This is a genomic window from Streptomyces zaehneri (genome assembly GCF_032248645.1).
GTDB classification, from domain to species: Bacteria; Actinomycetota; Actinomycetes; order Streptomycetales; family Streptomycetaceae; genus Streptomyces; species Streptomyces coriariae.
The window spans coordinates 548,283-564,562 of record NZ_JASTTJ010000003.1 but is presented as its reverse complement, the minus strand read 5'-3'; the positions used below and the strand labels follow the sequence as shown (position 1 = coordinate 564,562).

15 protein-coding genes are annotated in these 16,280 nt (G+C 73.5%); 7 read left to right on the top strand and 8 right to left on the bottom strand.

The features are described from left to right. The first annotated feature begins 520 nt into the window (after positions 1–520). The 7 genes from QQM72_RS08215 (at position 521) to tgmB (ending at position 7,872) form a co-directional block, all read left to right on the top strand. Positions 521–1,681, top strand: coding sequence for a hypothetical protein (locus QQM72_RS08215; RefSeq protein ID WP_314220161.1), 1,161 nt, complete (start codon positions 521–523; stop codon positions 1,679–1,681). 164 nt (positions 1,682–1,845) lie between these two features. Beyond that, entirely contained in the window at positions 1,846–2,406 is a 561-nt protein-coding gene (locus QQM72_RS08210) for a (2Fe-2S)-binding protein (RefSeq protein WP_314220100.1), read from the top strand. Positions 2,407–2,472: 66 nt separating this feature from the next. After that, the gene (locus QQM72_RS08205; RefSeq protein WP_314220099.1) at positions 2,473–3,522 is read left to right on the top strand and encodes an FAD binding domain-containing protein; all 1,050 of its coding nucleotides are present in this window, start codon (positions 2,473–2,475) and stop codon (positions 3,520–3,522) included. Next, entirely contained in the window at positions 3,519–5,633 is a 2,115-nt protein-coding gene (locus tag QQM72_RS08200) for a xanthine dehydrogenase family protein molybdopterin-binding subunit (RefSeq protein ID WP_314220098.1), read from the top strand. The genes QQM72_RS08205 and QQM72_RS08200 overlap by 4 nt, the downstream gene beginning before the upstream one ends. A 536-nt stretch (positions 5,634–6,169) precedes the next feature. Continuing rightward, the gene (locus QQM72_RS08195) at positions 6,170–6,454 is read left to right on the top strand and encodes a YkvA family protein (protein WP_314220097.1); all 285 of its coding nucleotides are present in this window, start codon (positions 6,170–6,172) and stop codon (positions 6,452–6,454) included. 223 nt (positions 6,455–6,677) lie between these two features. Then, positions 6,678–6,869, top strand: coding sequence for a putative ATP-grasp-modified RiPP (tgmA, locus tag QQM72_RS08190; RefSeq protein ID WP_314220096.1), 192 nt, complete (start codon positions 6,678–6,680; stop codon positions 6,867–6,869). 16 nt (positions 6,870–6,885) lie between these two features. After that, on the top strand, positions 6,886–7,872 hold the full coding sequence (gene tgmB / locus QQM72_RS08185) for an ATP-grasp ribosomal peptide maturase (protein ID WP_314220095.1): 987 nt from the start codon (positions 6,886–6,888) through the stop codon (positions 7,870–7,872). A gap of 65 nt (positions 7,873–7,937) precedes the next feature. Here tgmB and QQM72_RS08180 read toward each other — a convergent pair whose 3' ends face one another. The 8 genes from QQM72_RS08180 to QQM72_RS08145 all read right to left on the bottom strand — a co-directional run bounded on the left by QQM72_RS08180 (position 7,938) and on the right by QQM72_RS08145 (position 16,072). Next, complete coding sequence (locus QQM72_RS08180) at positions 7,938–8,183, bottom strand: DUF5133 domain-containing protein (protein WP_314220160.1); 246 nt, start codon at positions 8,181–8,183, stop codon at positions 7,938–7,940. A 106-nt stretch (positions 8,184–8,289) separates the two neighbouring features. Beyond that, positions 8,290–10,059 carry an ABC transporter ATP-binding protein gene (locus tag QQM72_RS08175; RefSeq protein ID WP_314220094.1) on the bottom strand — a complete coding sequence of 590 codons (1,770 nt, stop codon included), beginning with the start codon at positions 10,057–10,059 and terminating at the stop codon, positions 8,290–8,292. Between the two features lie 26 nt (positions 10,060–10,085). Next, positions 10,086–10,946 carry an aldo/keto reductase gene (locus QQM72_RS08170; protein WP_314220093.1) on the bottom strand — a complete coding sequence of 287 codons (861 nt, stop codon included), beginning with the start codon at positions 10,944–10,946 and terminating at the stop codon, positions 10,086–10,088. 169 nt (positions 10,947–11,115) lie between these two features. After that, positions 11,116–12,393 carry an ABC transporter substrate-binding protein gene (locus tag QQM72_RS08165; RefSeq protein ID WP_314220092.1) on the bottom strand — a complete coding sequence of 426 codons (1,278 nt, stop codon included), beginning with the start codon at positions 12,391–12,393 and terminating at the stop codon, positions 11,116–11,118. Then, the gene (locus tag QQM72_RS08160; protein WP_314220091.1) at positions 12,390–13,502 is read right to left on the bottom strand and encodes a branched-chain amino acid ABC transporter permease; all 1,113 of its coding nucleotides are present in this window, start codon (positions 13,500–13,502) and stop codon (positions 12,390–12,392) included. Before QQM72_RS08160 ends, QQM72_RS08165 begins: the two co-directional genes overlap by 4 nt. Beyond that, positions 13,495–14,391 (bottom strand): branched-chain amino acid ABC transporter permease, encoded by an 897-nt coding sequence (locus tag QQM72_RS08155; protein WP_314220090.1) that lies wholly within the window; start codon positions 14,389–14,391, stop codon positions 13,495–13,497. The genes QQM72_RS08160 and QQM72_RS08155 overlap by 8 nt, the downstream gene beginning before the upstream one ends. Then, a complete protein-coding gene (locus QQM72_RS08150; RefSeq protein ID WP_314220089.1) occupies positions 14,388–15,293 on the bottom strand; it encodes an ABC transporter ATP-binding protein in 906 nt (301 codons plus the stop codon). Before QQM72_RS08150 ends, QQM72_RS08155 begins: the two co-directional genes overlap by 4 nt. Next, on the bottom strand, positions 15,290–16,072 hold the full coding sequence (locus QQM72_RS08145) for an ABC transporter ATP-binding protein (protein WP_314220088.1): 783 nt from the start codon (positions 16,070–16,072) through the stop codon (positions 15,290–15,292). Before QQM72_RS08145 ends, QQM72_RS08150 begins: the two co-directional genes overlap by 4 nt. Positions 16,073–16,280: the final 208 nt, after the last annotated feature.

Genomic DNA, 16,280 nt, shown 5'->3' with positions numbered 1-16,280 from the left:
TCTCGTTGCTTCCTTCCAGGGTGCTGGACGCACAGGTCATGGACGATCTTCTCCATGCCGTGCTCGCCGAGGAAGCCCCTGCCCCCGTCCAGTGGGGAAGCCGGCCGGGCGGCGGGCATCCGGTGGCGGTGGCGCACCGGGCACGCGGACAGGGCTCGCCCCGACGCGGATGGAGAGCGAGCCCTGTCCACCGGATCCGATGGTCGGGTCCCGGAGGCCGGTGGGCCCATGAGTGCGCGGGGGCCGGCCGTGGTGACCGGCGCACACCCCGTACGAGTGGCGCACACCCCCGGCCGGACCGCCGGCCCGCGGGCCGGATCCGCACGCGTGACCTGTGTCGCGCCGGGGAAGGCGCATCCCGGCGGGGCGTCTGCGGGTGCCCGCGCCACCGACCCGCTTGATCGCGCACCCCCCGCGGCGGGCGATACTGGCCTTCGCACGCCGTCGCCACGTCGTCACCGCCCTCACGAATGGACTCACCCACATCTCCGCGACCGTTCCGCCCACGACGCCCTCCACGGTGTGGCAGACCCGTGGCCGTCACACCGGCCCCACCGCTCCGGACGTCCTGCGCAAGCACCTTCAGGCACTCAAGGACGCCGAGACCCTCCAGGACTTCATGGAGCTGCCGGACACCGACACCCCCGAGGGGGAGACGGCCTTCGAAGCCCGGTGGCTGGTCGCGGAGGAGGTGACCGTCCGTGCCCGGCTCAGGCTCGCCGAGTGGTCGGGCCAGGGCCAGGAATGGACGCTGACGGCGGAGGCGGAACGGCCGTGGGACCAGCGATGGCCCTCGCCCGCCGGGATGTTCTGGTCCTGGGAGGCGGCCACGCCATGGGGCAACGAGACCGTCACCGGTGAGCGGTTCCTGGCCGCGAACCCGCTCCCGGCGGACGACAAGGAGCTGCGGCGCGCGCTCCGGGGCGCCCTGCGGGACACCTGGGCCGTCCACCTCGTCGTGCACGAGGCCATGACACCCGACGAGCTGGGCCGGCGGTCGCTGGTCCCGTTGCTGCCGCCCGGCCTGCACCACCGGGTCGTCGAGCACCGCGCGGCCCCGCACCAGCTGCGCACCGTGAACTGGGCCCTCAAGGAGGCCCGGGTGGAGGTGCCGCGCGGCGGGGCGCTGGTGCTGCCGGGCATCCCCGCCCCGGCCGAGTACGACGCCGCCGACTACTCGGTGCGCAGCGTGTTCCTGGACGGCACGCATCCCACCGAGCTGCTGGACGCGGTACGGCGCTTCGCGGCGCTGCCCAGGGCGCTGCCGGAGGACGCCGACGCCGCGCTCACCGCGCTGCGGGAGGAGTGGCAGCTGCTGACCCCGCAGGAGGAGCTCGCGCGCGAGCGCAAGCTCGTGGTGATGTACAAGGAGGCGCTGGAGGCGATGACGGAGTCCCGGGACCTGTACCGGGAAGCCGCCGAGCACGCCCACGAGGCGCTGGCCGCGTACCGGGAGGCGGCGGCCGAGGGCGGCGAGCCGCGGCAGGCGCCGGCCAGGAAGAGCGGCTCGCCGTTCCAGCAGCTGGGCCGGACCCTGGAGCGGTTCAAGGAGACGACCAAGGGCCTGCGCCCGGTGACGTACGCCGCTCCCGCGGACCGGGTCGAGTCACCGGAACACGACCGCACCGGCGGCACCAGCGGCACGACCGGCGGCGCCGAACCCGAGGTCACCGACCGGTAAGGGGTCGGCGGGCCGACAGGTCGCCGGGCAGGCGGGCGCCGGTGGGCTCGCGGGCGCCCGTCCCCGCCCGTGCACGAATTACCTCGTACCGGGACGTGTCACACGCCCCTGTCTGGATACGCGGTCCCCACGGCACCACGGACCGCCCCGGAAGGGACCAGCACATGGGCAGCGAGCACGGCCCCCGGTCTTCGCCCCACCGATCCGACACGACGCTGCGCGTCAACGGCAGGCCGCACACCCTCGCCGTCGACCACCGGCGCGTGCTGCTGGACCTGCTGCGGGAGGATCTGGACCTCACCGGCGCGAAGAAGGGCTGCGACCACGGGCAGTGCGGCGCGTGCACCGTCCTCGTCGACGGGCGGCGCGTCAACAGCTGTCTGCTGCTCGCCGTCACCCTGGACGGCAGCGACATCACGACCGTCGAGGGGCTGTCCGGCGACGGCGAGCAGCCGCATCCGCTCCAGCAGGCCTTCCTGGAGCGCGACGCCTTCCAGTGCGGGTACTGCACGCCCGGACAGATCTGCTCGGCGGTGGGCGCGCTCGCCGAGGCGGAGTCGGGGCATCCCTCGCACGTCACGGACCCGGCGACGCCCTCCGGAGGGCCGGTCGCGCTGGACCGGGACGAGATCCGCGAGCGGCTCAGCGGCAATCTCTGCCGCTGCGGCGCGTACCCGCGCATCGTCGACGCCGTCGAGGACGTGACCGGGGCGGACGGCACATGAGCGGGCAGCGCGTGCCGGGGCCGGCGGCCCGAGGGCACGACCGGGGCGACCAGAGGACGTGATCCGGTGGAATCCTTCGCCTACGTACGGGCCGGCAGTCTCGCGGAGGCCGCCGAAGCCTTCGCAGCGCACCCGGGCGCACGCTATCTGGGCGGCGGCACCAACCTCGTCGACCTGATGAAGCTCGGCGTGGAACGGCCGAGCGCCCTCGTCGACGTCACCCGGCTGCCGCTGGACGGGGTGACGGAACTGCCGGACGGGTCGCTGCGGATCGGCGCCCTGGTGCGCAACAGCGACCTCGCGGCGCACCCACGCGTGCGTGACGGCTACCCCGTGCTCTCCCAGGCGGTGCTCGCGGGCGCCTCCGGCCAGTTGCGCAACGCCGCCACCACCGGCGGCAACCTGCTCCAGCGCACCCGCTGCCCGTACTTCCAGGACGTCTCCAAGCCGTGCAACAAACGGGAGCCGGGCAGCGGCTGCGCCGCCCGGGACGGCGCGCACCGCGACCACGCGGTGCTCGGGTACTCCGAGCAGTGCATCGCCACGCACCCGTCGGACATGGCGGTGGCGCTGGCCGCGCTGGACGCCGAGGTCGAGCTGTACGGCACGGCGGGCGTACGCCGGGTGGCGGCGGCCGAGTTCCACCGGCTGCCCGGGGAGGAACCGCAGCGGGACACCGTGATCGAACCCGGCGAGCTGGTCACCGCCGTCCTGCTGCCGGCCGCCACGGCCGGGCTGCCGTCCGCGTACCGCAAGGCGCGCGACCGGGCCTCCTACGCCTTCGCGCTGGCCTCCGTAGCCGTGGTCCTGGAGGTCGCCGACGGTGTCGTCGCGCAGGTGGGGATCGCCTTCGGGGCGCTGGCCCACCGCCCGTGGCGGGCTCGGCGGGCCGAGGAGGCGCTGCTGGGCGCGGCTCCCACCCGGGCGGCCTTCGAACGCGCCGCCGAGCTGGAACTCGCCGAGGCCAGGCCGCTGCGCGACAACGCCTACAAGGTGCCGCTGGCCCGCAACCTCGCCGTCGACGTCCTGACCCGGCTCGTACCGCACGAGCCGCGGGAGCCCGGACCGGAGGGGCCGCCACCGCACGAGGCCGGATCGCAGGAGGAGGACTCATGACCGCCGTGGGCGCTCCCGCCGAGCGCAGGGAGGGCCGGGAGAAGGTCACCGGAACCGCCCGCTACGCCGCCGAACAGCCCCTTCCCGGGCGGCTGTTCGCCCGTCCCGTCCCGGCGGCGATCGTGCGCGGCCGGGTGACCGACGTCGACGACACGGCGGCGCTGGCGCTGCCCGGCGTCGTCACCGTGCTCACCCACCGCAACGCGCCCCGCCTCGCCTCGGCGGACGACGCCACCCTCGCCGTGCTCCAGGACCCCGAGGTACCGAACCGGGGCTGGTTCGTCGCCCTGGTGGTGGCCGACAGCCCGGAGGCGGCCCGGGCGGGCGCCGCCGCCGTGCGGGTCACCTGCGTCGAGGAGAAGCACGACGTCACGCTCACCGCCCGGCACCCGCAGGCGTACGTCCCCGAGAAGGTCGGCGGCACCTTTCCGGGCGCACGCGAACTGGGCGACCCCGACGGCGCGTTCGCCGACGCGGACGTGCGGGTCGACGTCGCCTACCGGGTGCCGCCCCTGCACAACCACCCCATGGAGCCGCACGCCAGCACCGCGCACTGGGACGGCGAACGGCTGACCGTGCACACCTCCAGCCAGGGCACCACGGTCGTGCGCGCCGTGCTCGGCACGATGTTCGGGCTGGCGGACGAACGGATCACGGTCGTCGCCGAGCACGTCGGCGGTGGCTTCGGGTCCAAGGGCATGCCCCGGCCCGACGTGGTGCTCGCCGCGATGGCCACCTGGCACACCGGACGCCCGGTCACCGTGGTCCTCCCCCGCCGGATGCTGCCCACCTCCGTCGGCCACCGGGCCTCCACCCTGCACCGGCTGCGCCTGGGCGCGGACTCCGACGGCAGGCTGACGTCGCTCGTGCACGAGGTGACCACGTACACGTCGCGGATCAAGGAGTTCGTCGAGTACGCGGGCCTCCCGGCGCGCATCATGTACGCCGCCCCGAACCTGCGCAGCCGGCATCACGTGGTCCGGCTCGACGTGCCGACGCCGTCCTGGATGCGGGCGCCCGGTGAGGCGCCGGGCATGTACGCCCTGGAGTCGGCGGTGGACGAACTGGCCGAGTCGCTGGGGATGGACCCCGTCGAGGTGCGGGTCCGCAACGAGCCGGACGCCGAACCGGACAGCGGCAAGCCGTTCAGCAGCCGGCACCTCGTCGAGTGCCTGCGGGAGGGCGCCCGCCGGTTCGGGTGGTCCGACCGGGACCCCCGTCCCCGCACGCGTTCCGACGGCCCGCTGCTGCTCGGGACGGGCGTGGCCGCCGCCACGTACCCGGTGCAGGCGTATCCGTCGAGGGCGGCGGCTCGTGCCCTGCCGGACGGGTCCTTCCTCGTCGAGGTGAACGCCGCGGACATCGGCACCGGGGCCCGTACGGTCCTGGCGCAGGTCGGGGCGGACGCCCTGAAGGCGCCCCTGGAGCGGGTGCGGATCCGGGTGGGCAGCAGTGATCTGCCGCCGGCCCCGCTGGCGGGCGGTTCCTCCGGTACCGCCTCCTGGGGCTGGGCGGTGCACGAGGCCTGCGCGCGGCTCGCCGCACAGCTGGCGGAGCATCAGGGTCCGTTGCCCGAGCAGGGGTTGGAGTCGCGCGCCGACACCAAGGGGGTGGCCGACGCCGAAAGTCCCTTCGCGCGGCACGCGTTCGGCGCGCACTTCGCGGAGGTCTCCGTGGACACGGTGACCGGGGAGGTGCGGGTGCGCCGGCTGCTCGGGGTGTACGCGGCGGGACGCATCCTCAACCCCCGTACCGCGCGCTCCCAGTTCGTCGGCGGGATGACCATGGGTCTGGGCATGGCGCTGACCGAGGGCAGCACCCTGGACCCCGCCTTCGGCGACTTCACCGAGTCGGATCTCGCGGCCTATCACGTGCCCGCGCACGCCGACGTGCCGGACATCGAGGCGCACTGGATCGACGAGGACGATCCGCATCTCAACCCGCTGGGCGGCAAGGGGATCGGAGAGATCGGCATCGTGGGCACGGCGGCCGCCCTGGGCAACGCCGTGCACCACGCCACGGGCGTCCGCTTCCGCGAACTGCCCCTCACCCCCGACCGGGTGCTGACGGGCCTGCTGGAGACCCCTCAGCACCCGGTACCGGCCGGCTAGCCGCCGCCGAGCGGACGCCGGTCCGGGGCGCTCCGCGCCAGGCGCGTCCGCCGCCCGCCCGGCAGGCCCCCGACGAGCGCGCGGAGCGGGTAGGCGGGTCCGGCCTCGCCCGGCGGGCCGGCGTCGGGCCCGTACGCTGCCCAGCAGGGCGACGCCGAGGGTGGCCAGGACGCCGACCGTGACGTGACGGACGTCCGGGCGCCGCAGACGACGCGGTCGCCGGGGCCGGGGGCAGTGCGGTGGTGGCGGCGGACGCGTCGGGGAGCGGTGGGACGGAACGGTCCGTGACGGACCGTGTGGAGCGGGTGATCATGCGGAGCTCTCCGTGGTGCGGCCGCCCCCGCAGCCCCGGGAGACGACACGCGGCGTGACCCTGCCCGTGACACGGGCCGTCCGGCGCGCTCCGCCATTCGGACGCGGCAGCCGTGCGAACCGCGTCCGATGCGGTAATCCCGCCGGAAACGGGAATCCGGAAACCGAAAGCGGGGAAATCGAGTAAGAGCAGATGTCGCGCGACGGACCATACGGGAGGGCCCGTGGATGCGCCAACCACGCTCGTCGTCGTCGCGGCACTGGCCGCCGCGGCGCTGTTCGCCGTGGCCGCCGCCGTGCTCGTGCGTCTGGTCCGCGCCCGCCGGGGCCTGAGACGAGCGGGGCTTCCCACCGGGCCGCGCTGGGTGTTCTGGGGGGCGGTCCTGTACTTCGTGCTTCCCACCGACGTACTGCCGGACCCCGTCTATCTCGACGACATCGGTGTCCTCCTGCTGGCTCTGCGTTCCCTGCGCCGTACGCCCGGTGACACCGCACACCTCCCCGACTGACCGTCCGGGAAGAGGTTTTCACCCCCGCTCGACCCGATCTCCCCTGCTCCGCGCCCTGTTCGGCGCCCGCCCGCGCGATGATCACGGAGAGTAAGGAAACCAACCACCCGTTCGATTCGTATAAGTGACTGAAGGACGCACCTATCCAGCACCACGCAGCGGGCCCGAGTGACGTCGCACAGCGGCACCGCTTGATCGAAGCAGTACCGACGAGGGAGAGACGATGCAACCGTTCACGCTCAACTACGCACGCCCAGCGGCCGAGTCGGAGTTCAGCACTCCGTACGCCTATGACCCCGGAATGCAGTTGAACGTAACTCTCGACGGCCGGATCGCCGCTCGTGACCACGCCCTCCTGAGAGAACTCGGGACGACGACCTCGACGGCGGGCTCCAAGACCCACTTCGACGACTGAACACGGGCCGACGAAAATGACCGTGCTCATCCTTACCTGTGAAGAGGACGTCACGGCGGACATGGTGGTCGTGCACCTGAACGCCGCCGGCGTCCCCGTCGTCCGGCTGGACCCGGCCGACCTGACCCACTCCGTCGCGCTCTCCGGCGAGTACGTGCACGGTGCCTTCCGGGGCCATCTGTCGTCCGCCGGACGGCTGGTGAGCCTCGACGGGCTGCGGTCGGTGTGGGTCCGGCGGCCCGGCGAAGCGGCGGCCCGGGCGGCCCAGCCGTCCGCGTGGCTCACGGAGGAGGCCTCGCAGGCGCTGTACGGCATGCTCCGCGGTACCGGGGCACGCTGGATGAACCACCCGGACGCGTCCCGGCGTGCCCGGCACAAGCCCTGGCAGCTGCGGCTCGCGCAACTCAGCGGGCTGCCCGTGCCGGCCACGATCGTCACGACGTTCCCGCAGGCGGCCCGGGAGTTCGCGGACCGCTACCCGGATCTGGTGGTCAAACCGGTGTCCGGGGCACATCCGCAGGACCCGCCCCGGGCGGTGCCCACCACCCGGGTCCCGCCGGGCGCGGACTTCGCCGCCGTCGCCTACGGACCGACGCTGCTCCAGCGCCGGGTGGCCAAGCGGGCCGACATACGGCTGACCGCGATCGGCGACCGCATCCTGGCCGCCCGCAAGGAGACGACCCCCGACGGCGACCCCGACGTGGTGGACGTGCGCTACTCGCCCTCCACCGCACCGTGGCGTCCCGCCGATGTCCCGCCGCGCCTCGCCGAATCCGTGCGCAGATATCTGCGGGAGGCGGAACTGGCCTACGGAGCCTTCGACTTCGCGGAGGACGCCGACGGGACGTGGTGGTTCCTGGAGTGCAACCAGTCCGGCCAGTTCGGCTTCGTGGAGGTGGACACCGGGCAGCCGATCGCCCGCACCATCGCAAAGTGGCTGGCCGGCGCGCCCCCCGAGCGCGATGCCCGGCAGCCCGACCGGTGCGGCTCGACCGCCTCGTGAGACGTCCGGGCGCGGCGGGCACCGCTGGAGCGCACCGCCGCGCCGGGTCCGGCTCGGGGCCGCCCTCAGACGGCCAGGGACAGTCCGCTCTCCGGGTCGCGAGCCGGCACCGCCGCCGCGGACTCGAGCAGGGCGTCCGCCGCGGCGACCGCCTCCCGGACGTCGGGCGTGTCCATCAGCACGCACAAGGTGTACGTCACGTCCTGTAGTTCACGAGCCGTCTGCGGACTGTCCCACTCCGCCTGAGCGATCCTCAGCGTCGCGTACCGGGTCAGCAACGTCCTGGCGACCCTAGGGTCCGGCACGATCACGAGCGCCCCTCTCTCCTGTTTGCGCTGCGTGTGCCCGGACTTGGGCGAATCATGCACGGCGGGCGGGAATGTCACCCGCCGGGGTCATGATCCGGCCACCCGCGCTTCACGCGACCTGCCCGCTGTGCAGCTCCGTGTAGGCGCCGCCCCGGTGCAGGAGCTCGTCGTGCGTGCCGGTCTCCAGGATCCGCCCCTCCCCCATCACCACGATCCGGTCCGCGCCGCGCACGGTGGACAGCCGGTGCGCCACCACGAAGGTGGTGCGGCCGCGCAGCAGCCGGGCCAGGGCCTGCTGGACGAGCGCCTCGGACCGGGTGTCCAGCGCGGACGTCGCCTCGTCCAGGACCAGCACCTTCGGATCCCGGATCAGGGCTCGGGCGATGGCCAGCCGCTGTTTCTGCCCGCCCGACAGCCTGGCCCCGCGCTCCCCGACGAGGGTGTGCAGGCCCTCCGGAAGCCGTTCGACGAACTCCAGGGCGTTGGCGTCGCGCAGGGCGGCGCGGACCGTCTCCTCGTCGGCCTCGTCCTCCATGCCGTAGGCGACGTTCTCGCGGATCGTGCCGTCGAAGAGGATCGACTCCTGCGGCACCACCGACACGAACCGCCGGTAGGTGCGCAGGTCCAGGCTGTTCATGTCGGTCCCGTCGAGCAGCACCCGGCCCGAGGTCGGCCTGATGAAGCCGATGACGAGGCTGAGCACCGTGGACTTGCCCGCGCCGGAGGCCCCCACGAGGGCGACCGTCTCCCCGGGGGTGACGGAGAGGGTGAAGTCGCGCACCGCCGGGCTGCCGCTGTCGTAGGCGTAGCCGACGTCCTCGAAGGTCACGCAGCCGTGCAGCGAGGCGAGTTCGGACTTGCCCTCGTTGTCCTCCAGCTCGGGCGCCTGGAGGACCTCGCCGACCGAACGCACCGACTCCAGGCCCTTGGTGATGACCGGGGCAAGGCCGGTCAGGGTGGTGGTGGAGTTGGTGAGGGTGGTCAGGAACGCGCTCAGCATCACGACGTCGCCGGCGGTGACGCCCCAGACGCCGTAGTACGAGATGAGGGCGGCGCCGGTGAGGACGAGCACCCCGATCACGTTGAGCAGCACCCAGGCCAGTGAGCCGAAGCGGCCGTTGAGCAGGTCGAGTCGCATCCCGGAGGTGAGCAGCCGGCTCAGGGTGCCGTCCATACGGCGCAGCGCCTTGCCCTCGAGCCCGTGGGCGCGGGTGACGGGGATCAGGCGGGTCATCTCGGTGACGCGGGAGGAGAGGGTCTCCACCTCGTGCCGGAAGTCCTCGTTGTGGGTGCGCAGCCGGGCCCTGAGCCGGTCCACGAGGACGGCGGCGACCGGCACGACGACGAGGAAGACCGGCACGAACTCGGGGGTGCGCACGGCGATGATGACGAGGCCGCCGGTGAGCACGGTCAGCGCGCCGAGCCCCTGTTCGGCGGTCTGCTGCACCATCTGCTCCACGGTCTCCACGTCCCGCACCACCTTGGCCTGGAGCACGCCGGCGCTGACCCGGGAGTGGTAGCCGATGGACAGCTGCTGCATACGGGTGCACAGCGCGGACCGCAGGGTGGTGCCCATGCGGCGGACACTGCCGTAGAGCAGCCGCACGTAGAGCAGGTGCAGGGGGAAGTTGACCAGCAGGATGAACAGGATGACGCCGGTGCTCGTCCAGAGTCTGCCGATCGGCTGGTGCTGGACGACGGTGTCGATGATGGACGCGGTGATCAGCGGCAGCAGCCAGATCGGACTGTGCTTGACGGTGAACACCCCGGCCGCGGCGGCGAGGCTGCGCCGGTCGGCGCGCAGGAGGTAGGCGAGGGTGCGGATCGGGTGCTCGCCCCGGTAACGGTGGTCGAGCGGTCTTTCGTACGACGACGCCATGGACGGCGCTCCTCCTGGTGGTCGTGTCAGACGGCGGCGTCCAGCTCGGCGAGTTCGGCGGCGGTGAGGACGAGGTCCGCCGCGGCGAGGGAGTCGAGGATCGTCTCGGGACGGCTGGCGCCGGGAATGGGCACCACGACCGGTGACAGGGCGAGCATCCAGGCCAGGCACACCCGTTGCGGGCTGGCCCCGTGGGCCTCGGCGACATGGGCGAACGGGGCGTAGGAGGAACCCAGTTCGCGGGCCCGGGAGATGCCGCCGAGCGGGCTCCACGGCAGGAACGCGATGCCGAGTTCGTCGCACAGGCGCAGTTCGGGCTCGCTGGAGCGGAAGGCCGGGGAGAACTGGTTCTGCACGGCGACCAGGCGCCCGCCGAGGATGTCGTTCGCCTGCCGGATCTGCTCGGGGTTCGCGTTGGAGATGCCGGCGGCTCGGATCTTGCCCTCGTCGAGCAGCTCCCGTACCGCGCCGACGGACTCCTCGTAGGGGATCCGCGGGTCGGGGCGGTGGAACTGGTACAGGCCGATGGCGTCCACGCCGAGCCGGCGCAGCGACGCCTCGCAGGCCGCCCTGAGGTGCGCGGGGCTGCCGTCCAGGGTCCAGCTGCCGTCGCCGGGACGCAGATGGCCGCCCTTGGTGGCGACCAGGACGTCCCGCCCCCGGTCGTGGCGGGCGAGGGCCTTGGCGATCAGGGTCTCGTTGTGGCCGACCTCGTCGGCGTGCAGGTGGTAGGCGTCCGCGGTGTCGATCAGGGTGACACCCGCGTCGAGTGCGGCGTGGATCGTGGCGAGGGACCGGGCCTCGTCCGGTCGTCCTTCGATCGACATGGGCATGGCGCCGAGGCCGATCGCGCTGATGTCCAGGTCACCGATACGGCGGGTCTGCATGGGCTCGCGACCTCTTTCGGATGCGGGCGGGCAGGGCTAAGTCCGGTGCACCGGGAGGTGATCGCGGTGCACCGGACGTCCTCCAGCCTGACCCCGCCGTCACCCGCGGGTCCAATGGAGATAAACGAACGCATTCAGCAGCACGGCCGCTGAATCACGGGAGTGCGGGTCAGGAGCGGCTCGCCAGGTACTCCGTCACGCCCGGCGCCTGGTGCGCGTCCTCCACGCCCACCAGGCCGCCGACCGCCTTCGCGTCCGGCTTGAGCACATAGGTCGACAGGGCGGCGGGGCGGGACACGTCGGAGAAGTCCTGCGGGGAGCCGAGTCCGGTGTCGACGCTCTTCTGCCCGCGGTGCGCCTTCACCACGTCCTCCCGGGCGAGGCTGCCGGCCGCGCAGGCCTTCTTCAGGTCGGCGCCCAGCAGTTGGGCGGCGTTGTAGCCGGACAGCACCCCGGAGTCGACCGGGGAGGCCGGGTACTTCTTCCCGTACGCGGTCACCATCTTCTGGACTCCGGGCAGGTCCGAGCTGACGGCGGGCGCCGCGCTGACCACGTTCAGCAGGCCCAGCAGGGCCGGTGCCGCGGGCGTCTTCAACAGCTGCGGTGCGTAGCCGGGCGCGCTGCTGACGACGGGCACCTTCAGTCCGCGGGAGGCGGCGACCCCCACCAGGGAGGCGGTCTGGGCCGGGCCCGCGCTGATCAGGACGGCCTTCACGCCCGCCTTGCCCAGCGCCGACACCTGGGCGGTCAGATCCGTGTCCGTCGCCTTGATCTTCTGCGGGACGATCTTCAGCCCGGCCTTCTCGGCCGCCCAGGTCGAACCCTCCAGGGCGTTGGCGCCGTAGTCGCCCTCGAAGTAGACGTGTCCGATGGAGTCTCCCTTGGCGAGGCCCTTGGTGCGGGTGAGGAAGTCGACGGCCGTGATCATGTCGACGTCGTAGGTGGTGCCCATGACCTGGACGGAGTCCTTGCCCAGCAGGGAGGCCGCCCAGGCCTGCGGGAAGGTGAGCAGGTGGTCGCGCTCGATGTCGTCGAGGAGGGCGGCGACGACGGGGGATCCGATGACCTGCGGCAGCGCGACCACGTCCGGGGCGATGTCGGCGTAGGCGGTGACCGCCTTCTGCACGTCGTAGCCGTGGTCCTTGACGACGATCTCGACCTTGCGGTCGCAGATGCCGCCTGCGGCGTTGGTCTCGTCGGCCCACAGCTGCTGGGCCTGCACGATGCTCTTGCCGAGGGTGGCGTAGGGGCCGGTCAGGTCGGTGAGGGCGCCGAGTCTGATGGTCTTGGCCGTCACTCCCGGGCCGGACTTGACGCCGTCGGCGCTGTCGGAGCCGCTGTCGCCGTCCGCCTTGGAGCTGCAGCCGGTGGCCGCGACGAGCAGGGCCGCGAGCGCGGCGGCGAGGAGGGTTCCGGGGACGCGGTGTCCGTGGTGCGTGCGGTTCACGGGGTGGGCTCCTTGGTTCGGACGGCGGTGGCGGATGGACGGGTGGCGGGCGCCGGGGCCGTGGCGGCGGGGCGCAGACGGGCGCGGACACGGCGGGTGATGCCGCTCAGTCCGTCGGGGGCGTACAGCAGGACCAGGACGATCGCCGCGCCGTAGAGGTAGCGGGCCGCCTCGGTCGGGCCCACCCCGCCGTCGGTGGTCCCGGGGGCGGTCACCAGCGGCAGCTGGTCGGCGTAACGGGTCATCAGCAGGGGCAGCGCGGTGACGAAGACGGCGCCCGCGGCGGCCCCGGCCACCGAGCCGAGGCCGCCGATCACGATCATCGCCAGGTAGTCGACCGAGAGGGCCAGGCCGAAGTAGTCCGGGACGACCCGCCGGAAGGCAAGCGCGAGCAGCACCCCCGCCAGGCCCGCGTACATCGACGACACGACGAAGGCCGACGCGCGGTGGCGGGCGACGTCGACGCCCATCACGGCGGCCGCCGTCTCGCTGTCGCGCAGGGCCGCGAGGGCGCGCCCGGGGCGGCCGCGCAGGAGACCGCGCGCGGTCCACCAGGTGCCGGCCAGCAGGGCGAGGCCGAGGAACCACAGGCGTTCCTCGGCGCCGAACGGCACGCCGAGGACGACGAGACCGCCATCGTCGTCGCCGAAGGTGAACCCGCCGAGGCTCAGCGGGGGCACGGAGCGGCCGTTGAACCCGCCGGTGACGGAGTCGGCGGTGAGCAGCACGTGGTGGCCCAGGAAGACCAGGGCGAGCGTGGCGACGCCGAGGTAGATGCCGCGCACCCGGCCGGCCACGGGACTGAACAGTCCGCCCGCCGCCCCGGCGAGCAGCACGGCGAGCAGGGCGGCGAGCCCGGTCGGCAGTCCGGGGCCGGGCTCTCCGGCCAGCCAGGTGTAGCCGTAGGCGCCCACCGCGAGGAAGAAGGCGTGCCCCAGCGAGAGCTGGCCGGCGGTGCCGGTGAGCAGGCCGAGGCCGACGGCGCCGATGGCGGCGGCCATCGAGAACAGGCCGATGCGCAGCCAGAAGGCGTCCAGGTAGAAGGGCGGCGCGCACAGGAGGAGGGCGGCCAGCAGCACGACGGCGCCCTTGGGGATCCGCTCAGACACGAGCCGCTCCCCTCGCGCCGAACAGTCCGGTGGGCCGCACCAGCAGGACGGCCACCATGACGGCGTACGGGGCGACGTCGCCGAACCCCTCGCCCAGCACGTGCAGTTCGGACTGGTAGCCGGCCGCCAGGGCCTCGGTCAGGCCGATCAGCAGGCTGCCTGCCAGGGCGCCGGGCGGGGAGGTCAGGCCGCCGAGGATCGCGGCCGGGAAGGCCTTGAGGGCGATCTGACCGGTGGTCCGTTCCAGCCCGGGGGCGGGGAACGCGGCGAGGAACACGGCGGCCAGCGCGGCCAGGGCGCCGGCCAGGCACCAGGCCAGCATGCGCACCCGGCTCAGCCGGACGCCCATGAGGGCGGCCGCCTCCGTGTCCTCCGCGGCGGCCCGCAGGGACAGGCCCCAGGAGGTGTGGCGGAACAGGGCGAAGACGGCGCCGATGGCGAGCGCGGAGACGGCGATCGCGGCGAGCCGGCTGTCCGCGACGGTCACGGGGCCCAGGCGGGTGACCGAATCGCCCCACGGGTCGCCGAGGGGCAGCAGGTCGCCGCCGATACGCCGGGAGAGGTCGGTGAGCAGCACGATGTCCACGCCGATGGTGACGATGGTCTGCACATGGGCGGCCTTGGGATCGGGGTCGCCGCGCTGGAGCAGCAGCCGGTCGAGGGCTCCGGCGAGCGCCGCGGTGGCCAGGACGGACACCGCGAGGGCGCCGGCGAATCCGAGGTCGTCGTGGAGGACGGCGACGAGGTAGCCGCCGAACAGGAGCAGCGATCCGTGGGCGAAGTTGAGCACCCCCGACGCCTTGAAGATCACGACGAAGCCGAGCGCGACCAGGGCGTAGACCGCGCCGAGCGCGAGCCCGGTGAGGATGCTGTCGAGGAAGGCGGTCATACGGAGTCCCCTTCGGAGTCGGATTCCTCTTCGAGGGCGGCGCCCTGTGCGGTGGTGTCCTGCGCTGTGGCGTCCTCGCCGGGGGGCTCTTCGCCGGGGGTGCCGAGGTAGGCGCGCAGCACTTCGGGATGGCGGCGGACCTCGTCGGGGGTGCCGTGGGCGATGCGCCGGCCGAAGTCGAGCACCGTGACCTCGTCGGCCAGCCGCATCACGAGGCCCATGTCGTGCTCCACCAGCAGGACGGACAGGCCGAGTTCCGCGCGGACGGTGTGGATCACCTCGGCCGTCCGGGCGCGTTCGGCGCCGTTCATGCCGGCCACGGGCTCGTCGAGCAGCAGGACGCGCGGCTCGAGACAGAGGGCTCGGGCGAGCTCCACGCGCTTGCGGTCGCCGTACGACAGCAGGGCGACGGGCGTCTCGAAGCGGGCCGCCAGTCCGGTGAGTTCGGCGATCTCCCGGGCCCGGGCGAGGTGGGCGCGCTGTTCGCGCACCGCACGGGGCAGACGCAGTGCGGTCGCGGCGAAGCCCGCGTGGGAGAGCACGTGCCGGCCGAGCATGAGGTTGTCGGCGACGGTGCCCTCGGTGGTGACGATGTTCTGGAAGGTACGGGCCACGCCGAGGGCGGCGATCCGGTGGGACGCGAGTCCGGTGAGTGTCTCGTCGCCGAGCCGCACCTGTCCGGACACCGGGCGGTACAGGCCCGACAGGACGTTGAAGCAGGTGGACTTCCCGGCGCCGTTGGGGCCGATCAGGGCGTGCACGGACCCCGGGGCGACGGTGAACGACACCGTGTCCAGGGCGGTCAGGCCGGCGAAGCGCACGGTCACGTCCTGAACCCGTAGTTCGGGGGGTGCCGCCGCGGGACGGCCGGGAGCGGTGGCAGTGGTGGGGCGCAGGCTCACGCGGCCCCCTGGGCGCCCGCGTCGTCACCGAGGTAGAGGCGCCGTACCGCGTCCGTGCTCGCGAGGTCGTCGGCCGGCCCGGACAACCGGACCTCGCCCACTTCCAGGACGTAGGCGTGGTCGGCGAGGGACAGCGCCATGCCCGCGTTCTGTTCGACCAGCAGGACGGCCGTGCCCTGGGCGTTGATCTCCCGGATCACCTCGGCGATCCGGAACACCATGCGCGGGGCCAGGCCGAGGGACGGCTCGTCGAGCAGGAGCAGCCGTGGTGCGGCCATCAGGGCCCGCCCGATGGCCAGCATCTGCTGCTCTCCCCCGGACAGCAGACCGGCGGCCTGCCGACCGCGCTCGGCGAGCACGGGGAACAGCGTGTACACGCGGTCGCGGGCCTCCCGGACCTGTTCGGGTGCCCGGCGGCCGAGGCCGAGGCCGCCGGTGCGCAGGTTCTCCTCCACGGTCAGGCCGGCGAAGACCCGGCGGCCCTCCGGGACCTGGACGACGCCGGCCCGCACCGCCGCCACCGGGTCACGGCCGTCCAGGACCGTCCCTCCGTAGCGGACGAGGCCGGCCGTGACGGTGCCGCGGTGCAGGCGCAGGGTGCCCGACACCGCCCGCAGCAGCGTGGACTTGCCGGCGCCGTTGGCGCCCAGCAGCGCCACGACCGCGCCGTGCGGGACGGTCAGGGACACGGAGCGCAGGGCTGACAAGGCCCGCCCGTACGTCACGTCGAGACCCTCGACGTGCAGCGCGGGCCGCTCCTGCGGGGGTACTCCGGGCATCGCGGCTCCTCGGGTCCGTGCCGGCGGGCACGGAGTTTCGGGGGAAGGGGAGCTCACGACAGCACGCCGGAGGAGGGGCGGTACAGGCGCGGACGCGGGGTCGCTGCGCCACCCCAACGGGAGGTCGGCGGGGTTGTGCGGCTGCCCAGGCCGACGAGCCGCGGATACCCGCGAACGGTGGGACGCGAGGGGCGGGAGGGCGGGCCCG